We start from the raw sequence: 15,613 nt of genomic DNA, 5'->3' as shown, positions 1-15,613 counted from the left end.
GCGCGCTACACGACGGAAACACGACGCGGCTAGCCTCGGGGCGTGGATCTGCCCGACGTGTGCGTCGTCTACCTCCTCCGTGATCGCGTGGACGGGGGGCTCGACGTGCTCCTCGGCTACAAGCGCCGCGGACTCGGGCTCGGCCGCGTCGTCGGCATCGGCGGCAAGGTGGAGCCCGGCGAGAGCGTGCGGGACGGCGCCGTCCGGGAGATCACGGAGGAGACGGGGCTGCGGGTGGATGCTGCCCACCTCGTGCCGGCCGGAGTGCTCGACTACCTCTTCCCGGCGCGACCGGCCTGGTCGCAGCGCTCGCATGTCTTCACGTGCCGCCGGTGGGAGGGCGAGCCGGTCGAGACGGAAGAGATCGTGCCGGCCTGGTTTCCCGTCGACGGCATTCCGTTCGCCCGGATGTGGGACGACGCGGCACGGTGGCTCCCCGACGTCCTCCGCGGCGGATCGGTCAGCGCGACGTACACGTTCGGAGACGACCTCGCCACCGTCGTGGCGGAGGGGCCCCGCTCGGTCGCTTAACGCCGGACGCTCGCCGCCGACACCCGGTCAGGATGCAGCGGCGACGCGCGGTTCGTACCGGCCGGAGCGCTCCGCGCGGGCACGCGCCTTCGCGGCTTCCTCGTCGCGGTCCTTCGGCGGTGCGACGGCCACCAGGTCGTGGAGCAGGTGCTCGGTGGCATGCGCGATGTCGGCCACTGCCCGGTCGAACGCCTCCTGGTTCGCGCGGGAGGGCTTGGTCGTTCCGGCGATCTTCCGCACGTACTGCAGCGCCGCGGCGTGGATCTCCTCCTCGGTGGCGGCCGGTGCGAAGTTGTGGAGGGTGTGGATGTTCCGGCACATGCCGCCACGGTACGCGCGTCGGGTCTCGGCATCCAGAGCCAGTAGCGTCGAGGGGTGGAGCCTGAACTGAGCGATGATGCGTCGGTCAGCTCGTTCACCGCTTCCGGGTCGACCCTCGTAGCCGAAGCCCAGGGCGTCGGGGCGACGACGTTCGTGCTGGTGCACGGGATCGGCATGGGCCGTACTGTCTTCGCGGACGCGGCGCGGCACCTCCGCCGGCACGGCCGCATGATCGCGGTCGACCTGCCCGGCTACGGCGAGGCCCCGGAACCCGCCCGCACGCCCACGATCGAGCGGATGGCGGACCTCGTCGCCGCCTTCCTCGTCGCGCGCGTCCCTGGCCGGATCGTGATCGTCGGACACTCGATGGGCTCGCAGGTGGCGCTGGAGGTGGCCGCCCGCCACCCCGGCATCGTGTCCTGCCTCGTCCTGGCTGCCCCCACCGTCGACCGCCGCGCACGCAACCTCATCGTCCAGGGGTGGCGGCTCCTGCGCGACGTCGCGAACGAGCATCCGAAGGTCATCTTCGCCGGCGCCCGCGAGTACGTCCGCGCCGGGCCGCACCTGAGGCGCAAGTTCCGGGCGATGCTGGCGCATCGGCCGGAGAACACCCTTCCGCGGGTGAAAGTGCCGACGCTCGTGCTGCGCGGCGCGCACGATCCGGTCTGCCCGCGGGATTGGTGCCGCTTCGTCGCGGAGACGCTGCCCGACGGCCGGCTGGAGGAGATTCCCGACTGCGGACACGAGATGATGATCCGGGATGCGGCGCCCGCGGCAGCGCGCATCCTGGCGTTCACCACCGCCTGACACGCGGCGCGAGCAGAAAATATTGGCGTGCCGTGTCCACCGGTGTCAACGGTTAAAGTGTCGGACGCCCGGGCCGCTACGTTCCGAGGACCGAAGGCGACGACTGGCAGGGGGCAAGCCGTCCGACCGACGGTGAATGGGGCAGTTCGTGTCGGGAACGAATCGGACAGACGGAAGCGGACGGCGCGGCGGGTCGAGGAGGCGACGGCGCGCCATCGCGTCGACGTCGGCGGCTCTGGCAGCGGCGCTCGTCATCGCGGGAGCGACGCCGGCGTTGGCGGCACCGGGCGATCGCGCGGAGGCGGAGGGGTTGTTCCTTTCCGGCTCGGGCGGCGCGGTGAACATCGACACCCTGGCGACGCTCGAGGCACCGTACAACGCCTTTCCGCCGGGTGGGGAGTCGAGTCAGGCGCTCGACGTCGATGCGCTCGGATTTCTGGACCTCGGGCTCGGCGTCCAGCTCTTCGACGGCAATGACGTCGTAGAGCTGGGGGCTGTCGATCAGTACGCCCGGACGGACGCGACCGGGGCCTTCGCGTCCTCCGGCCTCATCGGAGCCGACGGCGCAATCGCGGCCGGTACGGGCGCTCCGGGTGAGAACACCACCGTGGACCTGACCCCGGTGCTCTCGGCCCTGGGTGCCGCGGATGTCATCAGCAGCGCCTCGCTCGAGCTGGGTGCCCTCGCCGCCGAGGCGAGCGCCACCCGCACCACCACCGGTGCCACGATCGACAGCGACTACCAGATCGCGAGCGGTGACCTCATCCTGCAGTCGCCCGCCCTCGCGGAGCTGTACGCGAGCCTGACCGCGGAGGTCGCAGATCTCGACGCCGCCGTCGAAGCACTGGACGTGGACGCGGCCGGGCTGCTCGGGGTCGTCTCCGACGAGCTCGGCGACCGGCTCGCGGGAGCGGTCGTGCTCGGGACCCCGACGGTCGAGGTGGACGTCGACCTGGGTGCCGCCCTCGCGGCCGCCGCGGCCACGCCCCTGACCGAGGACGGCGTGACGATCGTGCTGTCCACCGGCACCGTCATCCTGGACTTGGAGGAGCTCCAGGGCCTGAACGGTCTCGATCCGAACACCGTGCTGCTGAGCGATGCCGCGGTCATCTCCGCGATCGACTCGACGATCAGCGGCCTGCTGACCGGCATTCTTCCCTCGACGATCGAGGACGCTCTGAACGCCGCGTCTCTCGACATCGGGGTCGCGACCAGCCTCACCGTCGGCGGAGTGCCCCTGGGCGAACTGGTGATCGACGTCGACGGCACGGTGGGGGGCTTCCTCGACCTCCCCGGGGCCGCGGAGCCCGCGGTGAGCGTGGCCGCGCCCGGACTGCCCGCGGCGGTCGACCTCGACCTTCTCACCGGCCCGATCGAGGACTACGTGACGGCAACGCTGGTGCCCGCGGTGGGTGCCATCCTCGAGCCGGCCCTCGACCCCGCCGCATTCGAGGCATATCTCGACACCACCACGAGCGGGGCCGTGACGGCGCTCGCGCCGCTCCTCGGCGCGGTCAATGAGGTCGTGGAGATCACCGTCAACGTGCAGGAGCGCCCTGGCACGTTCCGCAACGCCGCCGGGACGGATGCCGGGTCATTCACCCAGCGCGCGGTGCAGCTGCGGATCGCTCCCGACCTCGGTCCGAGCGTGATCACTCTGCGCCTGGCCTCGGCCACCGTGCGCGCCGTGGCACTGGCTCCGCCTGCCGGGCTCGCGATCGATCCGCCCCGCGGGCCGGTGACCGGCGGAACCCCCGTGACGATCACGGGAACCGGCCTCTCGGGCGTGACCGACGTGACGTTCGGCGGAGTGCCCGGCACGGAACTCCTCGTCGACTCGGACACCAGCCTGACGGTGGTCACCCCGGCGGGAGCAGCCCCCGGAGTCGTGACGGTCGCCGTCACGGGCCCGGACGGGACGAACACGTCACTCGTCTTCGAGTACTACCCCGTCACGGCCGTGACCGCCATTGCTCCCGATTCCGGCACGACGGAGGGCGGCACCGTGGTCACGATCACCGGCGTCTGCCTCACCGGTGCGACCGAGGTGCTCTTCGACGGTGTCGCCGGGACCGATCTCGACGTCGTCAGCGACACCCAGCTGACCGTCACCACCCCGCCGGGCACCGCCGGTCTCGCCGACGTCACCATCGTCAACCCGACCGAGTGCGGGAACGCGACGATCGAGGACGGGTTCACCTACGTCAACCCCGGCGCCCCGACCATCACGGGGATCGACCCCGACCGGGGCCCCGAGACCGGTGGCACGACGGTGGAGATCACCGGCGTCGACTTCACCGGGACGACGGCCGTGACCTTCGACGGCATCGACGCGACGGAGTTCGAGGTCATCAGTGACACGCTGATCAGGGCGGTCTCGCCGCCGCACGCGCCCGGCGGAGTCGACGTCATCGTGACGAACGCCGCCGGCGACTCGGCAGGGTTCGACTTCGAGTACTTCGCCGTCGCGGACATCTCGTCCGTCTCCCCCGACGCCGGTCCGGTGGCGGGCGGCACGACGGTGACGATCACCGGGTCGTGCTTCACGGGTGCCACCGCCGTGGAGTTCGACGGCATCGCGGCGACGAGCTTCACGGTCGTGAACGACACGACGATCACGGCGGTCGTCCCCGCCGGAGCGGGCGAAGGCGCGGTCGACGTGACCGTCGTCGGCGCGGGCGATTGCGGCACGGCGGAAGCGCCCGACGCGTTCGAGTACTTCCTGCCTCCGGTCGTGACCGATCTCGACCCCGCCGAGGGGCCGGAGACCGGCGGCACGCCAGTGACGATCATCGGCTCCGGCTTCGACGGCACGACGGATGTCACCTTCGACGGCATCTCCGCAGGCACGGTCGAGGTGATCAGCGACACGGAGATCCGGGTCGTGGCACCGCCGCACGCGCCGGGCCCCGTGACGGTCACGGTCGTGCACCCCGGTGGCGACGTCGATGCCGGCGACTTCCTGTACCTCAACGTGCCGAGCATCGCCTCGCTCACGCCGAACCAGGGACCCGAGGACGGCGGCACGGTGGTCGTCATCACCGGTGAGGGCTTCACCGGTGCGAGCGGCGTCACCTTCGACGGGGCGCCCGGCACGGTCTTCACCGTCGACAGCGACACGCAGATCACGGTGACGAGCCCGGCGCACGTCCCGGGGAACGCCGCCGTCGTGGTGACGCACCCCAACGGCGACGCGCCGCCGCTGTCGTTCGCCTACATCGAGGGCACCGAGGTGGACGCGGTGACGCCTCCGGGCGGGCCGTTCGCCGGCGGGAACACGGTCGTGATCACGGGCGACTGCTTCACCGGCGCCACGGGGGTATCGTTCGGCGGCGTGCCGGCGACATCCTTCACCGTCGACAGCGACACCCAGATCACGGCGACCGTTCCGGCGGGCACCGGCATCGTGGATGTCACCGTGGAGGGTGCCGACGCGTGCGGGACCGACACGCTTCCCGATGCCTATGAGTACACCGATGACCCGGTGATCGGGACGATCGATCCCGCGGCCGGGCCCGAGACCGGAGGAACGGTGGTGACCATCACCGGCGTGAACTTCACGGGCGTCACCGGCGTGACCTTCGACGGGGCTCCCGGGACCGGGCTCGTCGTGGTCAGCGACACGGAGCTGCGGATCACCGCTCCGGCGGGTACGCCCGGCACCGCGGATGTCGTGGTCACCGGCCCCGCCGGAAGCAGTGACGCGGGCGTGTTCACGTACACCCCGGTGACCGCTGTGGACTCCGTCACGCCGGGGAGCGGCCCGACCGGCGGCGGCACCACGGTGACCATCACCGGCTCGTGCTTCACGGGAGCTACGGCCGTGCTCTTCGGTGGCACCGCGTCGCCGAGCTTCACGGTCATCAGCGACACGGAGATCCGCGCGACGGCACCGGCGCGGACGACCACCGGTGCGGTGACCGTCAGCGTGGTCGGCGGCGGCACATGCGGCACCGGCTCACTGGCGGGGGGCTTCGGCTACTTCCCCGGGCCGGCGGTGCTTCCGGCCACGGGTGCTGAGGTACCCGTCGCTCTCGCCGGGATCGCGTTGCTGCTCCTCGGCGGAGGCGCGGCCCTGCGGCTCCTGCGACGCCGCACCGCCTGACCTCGCACAAAGGGAGGGCCGCACCGGACATCCGGTGCGGCCCTCCCTTTTGTGCAGACGACTCGGCATCCTTCCGCGAGCCGCGATCCGTGGCGCGGCGCCGCCGGAAGGTCAGCGCTGCGCGATCTCCGCCGCGAGCGCTCGGATGCGGTCCTCCCCGACGTCGGTCCCGGTCTCGGAGAAGCGCTGGCGCAGAACCTCGGCGATGCGCTCCTGCGGGGCGTCACCCACGTCGGCACGGGTCTGCGCGACGATCCCGTTCACCCGCTCCTCGTCCGAGGCATCGTGCATGTCCATCGCCGGGGCATCCTGCGTGTCGCTGGATCCCGAGCCCGCCGTCGGCGCCTGAGCATCGGGCGCCACGGCGCCGCCCTGCACGGTCGAGGGCGCCTCGCCGTGCTGGATGGTGGCGTCCTCGCCCCCGCGATCCTCGTCGCCCGCCGGCTCGATCGGGGACTCGTCATTGCGGTCGGGGTAGTTCCCGCCCGGCTCGTCGAACTCGTTGGCAGTACCCGACATCGTCAGCTCTCCTCATCGGTGGACAGGTCGGGGTCGGCGACCTGGGTGGGCACGTCGCTCTCGACCGGCGCATCGGCGCCGGTATCGGTCGCGCCGTTGGATCCGTGCGGGTCGAGGCCGGGGTCGGTCAACTCCGACGAACCCTGGGCGTCCTGGTTCCGTCTCGCCGTCTCGCCGTCTGCGGCGGCCCCGCTTTCCCACCCGCCGGGCGGGTCGGCGTTGATGACACCCTCGGGCAGATCGCGATCATCCATGGCACATTCCTTCCGTCGCGTTCCACCCTCCCGCCTCACCCCGACCGGACGCAGGGGCTTGACGGGCCGGCTGCGACGACTTCGCCGCCGAGCGCTCTGTCAGGCGGAGTGGCGTGCGCGCAGGATCCCGGCGCGGTCGGGGTTCGCGTCGAACCACTCCTCGACGTACCAGCACACCGGGATCACCTCGCGGTCGCCCGCGGCTTCCAGTTGTGCCACGGCACGGTCGACCAACTCTCCCGCGTAGCCGTGCCCACGGAACGTCGGGATCGTGTACGCGCGGGTCATCGCGACAGAGCGACCGTCGTCGCGGTACTCCAGCACGCTCACGAGATCGTCGCCGCAGTGCAGCGTGTAGCGCGAGGCGTCTTTCTCGTCAGTGAAGCGCAGTTCGGTCACCCCGACAGGGTACGCCTGTCTGGGGCACCGGGCTCCGCCACCCCCGCGAGCCACGCATCCGCGTCCTTCTGACCGGCCAGGCGCACCACCGACGCTCCCCCGGCGATCCTCGCCTGCATCCGCGTCCGCTGAACCGGATGCTGCACCCAGGCCCAGCGAACGATGTTGTGCTCGGGCGCCCATCGCAGCCAGCCTGAGGGCCGCTCGCGGTTGCCGTGCCACAGTTCCTCGCGCGTGAGTCCGCGTCGCAGGGTGCGCACGACGACCCGGCGCATGACCACGCTCCGCGGATGATCGAGCCACACGAACGCGTCGGCCCCGCCCGGAGTCCCGGGATCGAGCAGCCCGTTCAGCTTCGAGCTCCAGTTGCCCTCGACGATCCATCCGTCGGGGTGGGTCGAGGCGAACTCGCGGACCAACGCGCGCGCCTCCTCGACGTCGCGGTGCTGCCATCCCGCGGCCCAGAAGACCGCGTCCAATTCGAGCACGGGAAGTCCGAGCGCGGCGCCGGCCTCCCGCGCCAGGCGGGTCTTGCCCGCCCCTGACACCCCGACGATCCGCAGCTTCACAGGTGCCGAGTCTGCCAGAGGGCGCTCAGGCGGGGAGAACCCCGGTGCGCGCGAGTTCGCCGTACCAACGGCCACTGTCCTTCACGGTGCGTTCGAGCGTGTCGAAGTCGACGCGCACGATCCCGAACCGCTTGGAGTACCCGTAGCCCCACTCGAAATTGTCCATGAGCGACCACACGAAGTAGCCGCGCAGATCCACGCCCTTCTCGATCGCCCGGTGCGCGGCGGTGAAGTGGCGACGCAGGTAATCGACGCGTTCGGGATCGGGCACGGAGCCGTCCTCCGCGACGACGTCGTCGAACGCGGCGCCGTTCTCGGTGACCATGAGCGGCTGCCCGGGGAACTGGTCGCCCAGCGAGACCAGCAGCTCCTCGAGTCCCTCGGGGGCGATGTTCCATCCCATGGAGGTGTACGGCCCCGGCTGCTCCAGGAACTCCACGACGCCGTCACTGCCGGGCCACGCCGTGCCGCCACCGGCGGCCTTGTGGCCATCGTTGTGCTGCTGGGGCGACACCCCGTCCCACATCTGCACGGTGACGGTGGAGTAGTAGTTGACGCCGAGAACGTCGATCGGCTGGTGGATGGACCCCAGGTCGCCATCCTTGACGAAAGACCAGTCGGTGACGGATGCGGTGTCCTCCAGCAGGTCGGCGGGGTACTCGCCGCGCAGCATGGGGCCGGTGAACGCGCGGTTGGCCAGCGCCTCGACGCGGCGCACCGCCTCCGCGCCACCGTCGCCGCGCCCGCGCGCGACGTGGAAGTTCAAGGTCACCGAGTACTCGGGGTCGCCGGTGGACGTCGCCCGCAGCGCCTGCACGGCGCGCCCGTGCGCGAGGTTGAGGTGGTGCACCGCGGCCAGCGCCGCTGCCGGGTCCCGCCGCCCGGGCGCATGCCCGCCCTGGCCGTACCCGAGGTACGCCGAGCACCAGGGCTCGTTGAGGGTGGTCCAGGTGTGGATGCGGTCGCCCAGCGCCGCGCCGACGACTTCGGCATAGCGTTCGAACGCGTCGGCGGTCGCGCGGGCCGCCCAGCCGCCGGCATCCTCGAGGGCCTGCGGCAGGTCCCAGTGGTAGAGCGTTGCGACAGGACGGATGCCGCGCTCGAGGAGCCCGTCCACGAGGCGCGAGTAGAAGTCCAGGCCGGCCTGGTTCACGGGCCCCCTTCCGGTGGGCATGATCCGGGGCCAGGCGATCGAGAAGCGGTACGCACCGAGACCCAGGTCCGACATCAGGTCGAGGTCGGGTTCCCACCGGTGATAGTGATCGCACGCCACGTCGCCCGTGTCGCCGTGCCACACCTTGCCCGGCGTCTTGCTGAACGTGTCCCAGATCGACGGGCCGCGGCCGTCCTCGCGGGCGGCTCCTTCCACCTGGTAGGAGGCCGTCGCCGAGCCGAAGGTGAACCCTTCGGGGAAGACGAGGCCGCTGTCGCGATAGTCGGTGGCGCCAGCGGGGACGGTCATGGTCATCGGGTGACCTCCGAACGATCGGCGGAGAGGACGGCGGTGCGTCCGTCGGGGGCGGTGATCCGCACGTCGGCGGCGCCCTCCCCGCCCGGGAACACCCGGAGCGTGAGGCCGTCGAGGTAGTCGTAGTCGGGACGATCGGTGCGCGCGCCCCACGGCAGCACGGTGCCGGGCCGGACATACAGCGGAAGGCTGTCGAACCCGTGGCGTTCGCGGCGCCACGTGCCGCCGGTCACGGTCTCTCCGGTGAGGAGGTGCGTCCACTCCCCCGCGGGGAGATAGAACTCCACCTGGCCCTCGGCGGAGAAGACCGGCGCGACCAGGAGGTCGGCCCCCAGCATGTACTGCCGGTCCAGGTGCGCCGCGGCCGGGTCATCCGGAAACTCCAGCGCCATCGGCCGCAAGACCGGCACACCGGTTTCTGCCGCCTGGATGCCGGCCTGGTACAGGTACGGCATGAGGCGCATCTTCAGCTGTGTGAAGGTGCGGGTGACATCGACGGCCTCTTCATCGAACTGCCACGGGACGCGGTACGACTCCGAGCCGTGGAACCGGCTGTGGGTGCCGAGCAGCCCGAACGCGGTCCAGCGCTTGAAAACCGCCGCATCCGGGGTGCCCTCGAAACCGCCGATGTCGTGGCTCCAGTGGGCGAACCCGCTCATCGCCAGCGACAGACCGCCCCGGAGGGTCTCGGCCATGGAGACGAACGTCGAGGTGGAGTCGCCGCCCCAGTGCACGGGCATCGTCTGACCGCCGGCCGTGGCCGAGCGGGCGAACAGCACCGCCTCGCCCTCGCCGCGGGTCTCCTCGAGCACATCGAAGACGGCCTTGTTGTACAGGTGCGTGTAGAGGTTGTGCATGCGGTCCGGGGCGCTGCCGTCGGCGTACACGACGTCGGTGGGGATGCGCTCGCCGAAGTCGGTCTTGAAGCAGTCGACGCCCTGCGCGACCAGGGCGCGAAGCTTCTCCTGGTACCAGCGCGTGGCATCGGGGTTGGTGAAGTCGACGAGCCCCATGCCGGCCTGCCACAGATCCCACTGCCACACCGACCCGTCGGGGCGCTTCACGAGGAAGCCCTGCTCGGCGGCCTCGGCGAACAGGGGCGCCGCCTGTGCGATGTACGGGTTGATCCACACGCACACCCGCAGATCGCGGTCGTGCAGACGCTGCAGCATCCCGTCGGGGTCGGGGAAGACGCGTTCGTCCCACTCGAAGTCGGTCCACTGGAATTCGCGCATCCAGAAGCAGTCGAAGTGGAACACGGAGAGGGGCAGCTCGCGTCGAGCCATCTCGTCGAGGAAGGACGTGACCGTGGCCTCGTCGTAGTCGGTGGTGAAGCTCGTGGACAGCCACAGCCCGTACGACCAGGCCGGCACCACCGGGGGGCGGCCGGTGAGGGCGGTGTAGCGCGAGAGGACGTCCTTCGGCGTGGGCCCGTCGATCACGAAGTACTCCAGAGCCTCGCCCGGCACCGAGAACTGCACGCGCTCGACCGCTTCGGATCCCACCTCGAAGGAGACGTGACCGGGGTCGTTCACGAGCACGCCGTAGCCGCGGTTGGAGAGGTAGAACGGCACGTTCTTGTACGCCTGTTCGCTGGAGGTTCCCCCGTCGGCGTTCCAGATGTCGACGCTCTGGCCGTTCTTCACGAGGGGGCCGAAGCGTTCGCCCAGACCGTAGATGAGCTCGCCCACGCCGAGCTCGAGCTGCTCGTGCACGAAAGCGCGGGGGCGGCCGGCCGGAGTGCCGGCGCGGGCGTTCCCCACGATTCCCGGGTCGACCTGGGCGTCGTCGGTGAGGGTGATGTAGCCCTGCCCCTTGGGTCCGCTCGCGGTGAGGGGGCGCCCGGCCGAGGCGAACGACAGCGACCACGGTGCGCCGGAGGAGACCTCCGCCGTCAGGTCACCCGTGCGCAGGCTCGCGCCCGCCGCATCCACCTCGACGGATGCCGCGTTCCCCGCCGCGCCCGGCAGGGCGAACGACAGCCCCCGGCCGCCGCCGGTGTGATGCTCCACCCGCACGCGCACCACGCCCGCCAGCGGCGAAGAGAGGGTCACGGTGAGGACCGGCCGGTTGAGGGTGTCGCCGCGGCGTTCGATGACCTTCGTCGGGGCGATGACGCGAATGCCCGGACCGTCGACCGTCTGCGTCTCGCGGATGTCGTACGCATCCTGACCGTACAGGGCGGTGACGCCCGGTCGCAGCTGCCAGAAACCATCGGTGAACTTCATTACTTGACTGCTCCTGCGGTGATGCCGCGCGTGAGGGTGCGCTGGAAGATGAGGAAGAAAAGGAGGGTGGGGATGAGGCCGAGAAGGGCCGAGGCGCTCGTGGTCGTGACATCCATGAGTCGGTCGCCCTGGAGGACGGCGATCGCGACCGGCACGGTCTGGTTCTCGTTGGAGACGAGGAACGTGAGCGGGATGAGGAACTCGTTCCAGGTCCAGATGAAGAAGAAGATGAGCAGCACAGAGAGCGTGGGGCGGCTGATCGGGATGATGACGCGCCAGAGGATCTGCCACCGGCTGGCGCCGTCGATCGAGGCGGCCTCGAGCACCTCCTTGGGGAACGTGCCGTACACCGACGACAACAGGTACGTGCCGAACGCGGCCTGGATGACGGTGAAGACGATGATCACCGACCACACGTTGTTGTACAGCCCCACCTCGCGGAACATGTAGTACAGCGGGTACAGCAGCGCCTCCTGCGGCAGCAGGTTGGCCAGCAGGAACAACAGGACGATCCACGCGCGTCCGCGGACCCGCCCGATGCCGATCGCGAAGGCGTTCAGCACCGAGATCAGCACCGCCAGGACCGACACCATCCCGGCAACGAAGAACGAGTTCCAGACCTTCTGCGGGAAGTTCACCCGCTCCCAGAACGCGACGATGCCGTCGAAGTTCAGCGCCGTCGGCAGCGCGAGCGGCCCGCCGTTGGAGTAGTCGGCGGGCGACTTGAACGAGTTGATGAGAATCAGGTAGAACGGCGCGATGATGACGATCGCGGCGACGACCGCGAAGGCCAGCAGCAGCCAGTCCACACCGCGCTTCTTCGTCATTCCACCTCGCGCCCGGGCCCGCGGGGAGCGCGGCTTGGCGGGGGGAGCGGTCGTGGTCGTGGTCACGGCCATCGTGGCGGCCATCACAGTCCCGCCCTTTCCTTGCGCTCCGCGCTGTTCTGCGCGCGGATGAACAGAATCGACACGATCGCGATGACGACCGTGAGCGCCGTGGCGATGGTGGCGCCGTAGCCCACCTGCTGCGACTGGAAGAACTCGCTGTACGCGTAGTACGCGGGGACGATCGTGGAGGTGCCCGGTCCCCCGCGCGTGAGGACGTACACGGGCCCGAACACCTTCAGCGCGGCGATCGTGCACGTGAGGGTGACGACATAGATCTCCGGGCGGATGATGCTCACCGTGATGGCGCGGAAGCGTTGGAACCAATTCGCGCCGTCGAGCTCGGCCGCCTCGTACAGCTCGGGGTCCACGCGCTGGAGAGCGGCCATGAACACCACGACCGGGTAGCCGATCTGGATCCAGACGAGGACGACCATGATCGCCCCGAGCGCCGTGTCGGGCGAACCCAGCCAGTTGTGGGCGAGGAAGCCGAGCCCGACGTTCTCGAGGAGAGTGTTCAACGCGCCGTCCTGCGGCCGCAGGATCCAGCCGATGACGATGCCGGCGATGGCGGCGGGGAGGATCTGCGGGAGGTAGTAGGTGGCGCGGAGGAAGCTCGCCAACCGCCCGCCGAACTTGCGGCCGATCACATCGAACAGGAGGGCGGCGAGGACGAGCCCGATGATCGTCGGGAAGACGACCATCGCGATGATCATCCAGATGCTGTTGCCGAAGGACGTCCAGAACTTGGCGTCGCCCATCAGCTCGATCCAGTTCTCCAGACCGATGAACTCCGGAGGGCGGATACCCCGCCAGTCGGTGAAGCTCAGATAGACGTTCCAGATCAGCGGGATGACCACGATCACGGTGGCCAGCAGGAGGCCCGGCACGAGGTACGGCCAGTAGCCGGCCGTACCTCCCCGGCGCTGGGGAATCAGCGGCTCCTCAGGGGGGAGCGTGGCCCGCGGGGCGCGGAGGAAGGGAACAGCGGACATCGCCGGCTCCTCGGACGTGGATGGATGAGGGGATGCGGGTGGCCCGCCGCACGGCGGGCCACCCGGGTCGATCAGCGGAAGTCGTCGACGTAGGAGTCGTACTCCGCGCCGAGGGCTTCCTGAACCTCTGCGGCCGTCTTGGTGCCGTTGACCAGCTCCTGGAGCTCGGCGACGAGGGTGTCGTAGAACGTCGGCGTGGGCCAGTCCGGGTAGAACGACAGCCCGTCCTGCTCGTTGACGGCGTTGAAGGCCTGGATGAGCTCGAGGCTCTTCGGGTCGGTGATGTCCGCCTCATCCGCGGCGACGGGCAGACCGCCGTTGTTGCCGATGAGCGCCTGGATCTCGGGGCGCATGGTGATGTCGATGAACTCGTACGCGAGTTCCTTGTTCTCCGCCCGTTCGGGGACCACCCAGAGGTTGCCCGAGGATCCGAGGCTCAGGTCGCTGTCGGGGAAGGGGAACAGGCCGAAATCGAACCCGTCGATCTCGTCGACGAAGCGTCCGTACCACCAGCTGCCGGACACGAAGATCGGTGCGGTGCCGTTGATGAACGACAGACCCGCGTCCTCGGCCTTCTGGCCCGTGACGTCCGGGGAGAAGTAGCCCCTGTCGGCGTACTCGAGGATCGTCTCGGTGGCGTAGCTGACCTCGTCTCCGGTCCAGTCGACCGGGTTCTCGTACAGCTGGTAGTCGCTGACCCACTGCCGGTCGGCCTGGCTCAGCGCGAGCTGGTACCAGAGCTGACCGAGCGGGTACTCCAGGCCTGCCTCCGCCAGCGGCGTGATCCCCTGCGCCTGGAAGGCGTCGAGCACGGCGATGAACTCGTCGTAGGTCGTCGGCACCTCGAGCCCGGCGGCGGCGAAGGCATCCTTGTTGTAGTAGACCGTGACGAACTCGCCGTAGTTGGGTACGCCGTACCAGGCGCCCGAACCCATGACGCCGTCCTCGTCGTACCGCGCCGTGGTCTGCAGCGCCGAGGCCAGCTGGCCGTCCCAGCCGTACTCCTCGACCGCGTCGCTGATGTCGGCGATCAGCCCCTGGCTCGCAAGGAAGCCCGCGGTCGCGTTGCCCTTGTTGAACTCCATCAGGTCGGGTGCTTCATCGGAGTTGAGCACCTGGCTCGCAGTGGAGCGGATCTGCTCGAAGCTGCGCTCCTCGAACTCGACCGTTGCGCCCGTCTCCTCTTCGAAGACCTCGATCGCCTCCGCCCAGGCGATGCCCATGGCGCTGTTGTCGCCCTCGTAGTGCCAGAGGGTGAGGGTGTCGTCGCCGGCACCCTCACCGCCCCCGCCGGAGCAGGAGCTGAGAGCGAGCGCGGCGACCGCCGCTGTGGCCAGGGCGGCAGCGGTGCGACGCCGTGTGTTTCCGGTGATTCGTGCCATCGTCGGCACTCCTTTCTGGGGGACTTGCCTGAGATTTCTGTGAGGGTGGGACCGGGCGGAATGAGTTGTCGAAGCGCTTCGACAATGGGCATGCGGATGGACGGGACGGGACTGTCAGGAGGGAGAGGAGACGGCAGAGCGCGCGACCGTACCGCGCGCGAGGTACGTCGGAGGGATGAGGTGCAACCCGGGCGCCGGGCGATCGGGCCCGAGCGAACGGACGGCCAGCTCGACAGCAAGGTCGCAGGAGGCCTGCGGGATGAGCGGGATCGTGTCGACGGGTGTCGGCATCGCCGCGGTGTCGAAGGTCGCTCCCACCGCAACGACCGAGACGGTGCCCGGAAGGGATGCGCCGGATGCGATGAGCTCCTCGAGCGCTGCCGTGTGCGCTTCCTGCGCGCAGTGCAGCATGATCCCGGTGACACCTGATTCGAGCAGCTCGGCAACGGCGCGCCGCGTTGCGAGCGGGTCGGCCATCACCGCCCCCGAAGCCCGGAATGCCAGCTCGACGCCACGCTCGGCTGCCCGCTCCGCCGCGCGATTGCGCACCCGCGGGGGGAAGTTCGACGTGCGGTAGGCGATGTCGGTCTGACCGATCAGGGCGATGCGCTCGTGGCCCGAGTCCAGGAGGGCGTCGACCGCCATGGCAGCAGCTCGTTCGAAGTCCAGGTCCACGCAGACCAAGCCCTCGTGATCGTCGGGAACGCCGATGAAGATGGACGGGGTGTCGATGGCGCGCGCGAGGGCGACGCGCGGGTCGTCGGGCGCGACATCCAGCACGATGATGCCGTCGACCAGGCCGGACGCTGCGACCCGACTCATGCCCGCCTGTGCCTCTTCGTCGGTGAGCAGCAGGATGTCGTAATCCTGCCGCCGCGCGGCGATGGTCGCCGCCAGCACGAACGCCATGTGCGTCGGCGCGTGCGTGTCCGGCCGAAGCGGCTCGGTGAGGGCGAAGATATGGGTGCGATCGCCCGCCAGCATCCGCGCGCCCGCGTTGGGGCTGTAGCCCAATTCGCGGACGGCTCGCTCAATGCGTTCGCGGGTGTCTTTGGCGACGGGCCGCTTGCCACTGAGCGCATAGGAGACGGTGCTGATCGACACGCCGGCGGCCTTGGCCACTTCGTCGATCTTCGCCATTGCGACTC

The 15,613-nt window shown here is 70.0% G+C and carries 14 protein-coding genes; 3 read left to right on the top strand and 11 right to left on the bottom strand.

Annotation, left to right across the window (positions count from 1 at the left end):
- Positions 1 to 42 precede the first annotated feature (42 nt).
- Entirely contained in the window at positions 43 to 531 is a 489-nt protein-coding gene (locus AC2DFQ_RS05950) for an 8-oxo-dGTP diphosphatase (RefSeq protein ID WP_484508274.1), read from the top strand.
- A gap of 27 nt (positions 532 to 558) precedes the next feature.
- Here the strand turns inward: AC2DFQ_RS05950 and AC2DFQ_RS05945 are convergent, their stop codons facing one another.
- Positions 559 to 852, bottom strand: a complete 294-nt coding sequence (locus AC2DFQ_RS05945) for a DUF2277 domain-containing protein (protein ID WP_484533254.1) — start codon at positions 850 to 852, stop codon at positions 559 to 561.
- A gap of 54 nt (positions 853 to 906) precedes the next feature.
- Between AC2DFQ_RS05945 and AC2DFQ_RS05940 the strand changes: the two genes are divergently transcribed.
- Together AC2DFQ_RS05940 and AC2DFQ_RS05935 are read left to right on the top strand one after the other, a co-directional pair.
- A complete protein-coding gene (locus tag AC2DFQ_RS05940) occupies positions 907 to 1,659 on the top strand; it encodes an alpha/beta fold hydrolase (RefSeq protein WP_484533253.1) in 753 nt (250 codons plus the stop codon).
- 148 nt (positions 1,660 to 1,807) lie between these two features.
- Positions 1,808 to 5,764 (top strand): IPT/TIG domain-containing protein, encoded by a 3,957-nt coding sequence (locus tag AC2DFQ_RS05935; RefSeq protein ID WP_484533252.1) that lies wholly within the window; start codon positions 1,808 to 1,810, stop codon positions 5,762 to 5,764.
- A gap of 111 nt (positions 5,765 to 5,875) precedes the next feature.
- Here the strand turns inward: AC2DFQ_RS05935 and AC2DFQ_RS05930 are convergent, their stop codons facing one another.
- The 10 genes from AC2DFQ_RS05930 to AC2DFQ_RS05885 all read right to left on the bottom strand — a co-directional run bounded on the left by AC2DFQ_RS05930 (position 5,876) and on the right by AC2DFQ_RS05885 (position 15,605).
- Entirely contained in the window at positions 5,876 to 6,283 is a 408-nt protein-coding gene (locus AC2DFQ_RS05930) for a hypothetical protein (protein WP_484508270.1), read from the bottom strand.
- A gap of 2 nt (positions 6,284 to 6,285) precedes the next feature.
- Entirely contained in the window at positions 6,286 to 6,537 is a 252-nt protein-coding gene (locus AC2DFQ_RS05925) for a hypothetical protein (RefSeq protein ID WP_484508269.1), read from the bottom strand.
- 99 nt (positions 6,538 to 6,636) lie between these two features.
- The gene (locus AC2DFQ_RS05920) at positions 6,637 to 6,936 is read right to left on the bottom strand and encodes a GNAT family N-acetyltransferase (RefSeq protein WP_484508268.1); all 300 of its coding nucleotides are present in this window, start codon (positions 6,934 to 6,936) and stop codon (positions 6,637 to 6,639) included.
- A complete protein-coding gene (locus AC2DFQ_RS05915; RefSeq protein ID WP_484533251.1) occupies positions 6,933 to 7,505 on the bottom strand; it encodes a P-loop NTPase family protein in 573 nt (190 codons plus the stop codon). The genes AC2DFQ_RS05920 and AC2DFQ_RS05915 overlap by 4 nt, the downstream gene beginning before the upstream one ends.
- A 25-nt stretch (positions 7,506 to 7,530) precedes the next feature.
- Entirely contained in the window at positions 7,531 to 8,973 is a 1,443-nt protein-coding gene (locus AC2DFQ_RS05910; RefSeq protein ID WP_484533250.1) for a GH1 family beta-glucosidase, read from the bottom strand.
- Positions 8,970 to 11,201, bottom strand: a complete 2,232-nt coding sequence (gene yicI, locus AC2DFQ_RS05905) for an alpha-xylosidase (protein ID WP_484533249.1) — start codon at positions 11,199 to 11,201, stop codon at positions 8,970 to 8,972. The genes AC2DFQ_RS05910 and yicI overlap by 4 nt, the downstream gene beginning before the upstream one ends.
- A complete protein-coding gene (locus tag AC2DFQ_RS05900) occupies positions 11,201 to 12,112 on the bottom strand; it encodes a carbohydrate ABC transporter permease (protein ID WP_484533248.1) in 912 nt (303 codons plus the stop codon). Before AC2DFQ_RS05900 ends, yicI begins: the two co-directional genes overlap by 1 nt.
- Positions 12,112 to 13,083, bottom strand: coding sequence for a carbohydrate ABC transporter permease (locus AC2DFQ_RS05895; protein WP_484533247.1), 972 nt, complete (start codon positions 13,081 to 13,083; stop codon positions 12,112 to 12,114). Before AC2DFQ_RS05895 ends, AC2DFQ_RS05900 begins: the two co-directional genes overlap by 1 nt.
- A gap of 71 nt (positions 13,084 to 13,154) precedes the next feature.
- Positions 13,155 to 14,465 carry an ABC transporter substrate-binding protein gene (locus tag AC2DFQ_RS05890; RefSeq protein ID WP_484508263.1) on the bottom strand — a complete coding sequence of 437 codons (1,311 nt, stop codon included), beginning with the start codon at positions 14,463 to 14,465 and terminating at the stop codon, positions 13,155 to 13,157.
- 114 nt (positions 14,466 to 14,579) lie between these two features.
- Positions 14,580 to 15,605: a LacI family DNA-binding transcriptional regulator gene (locus tag AC2DFQ_RS05885; RefSeq protein ID WP_484533246.1), complete on the bottom strand. Its 1,026-nt coding sequence runs from the start codon at positions 15,603 to 15,605 to the stop codon at positions 14,580 to 14,582.
- Positions 15,606 to 15,613 lie beyond the last annotated feature (8 nt).

This window comes from Microbacterium sp. Z11_20, from assembly GCF_057197605.1.
The sequence above is the reverse complement of the archived record's forward strand: the minus strand, read 5'-3'. Positions and strand labels throughout refer to the sequence as shown.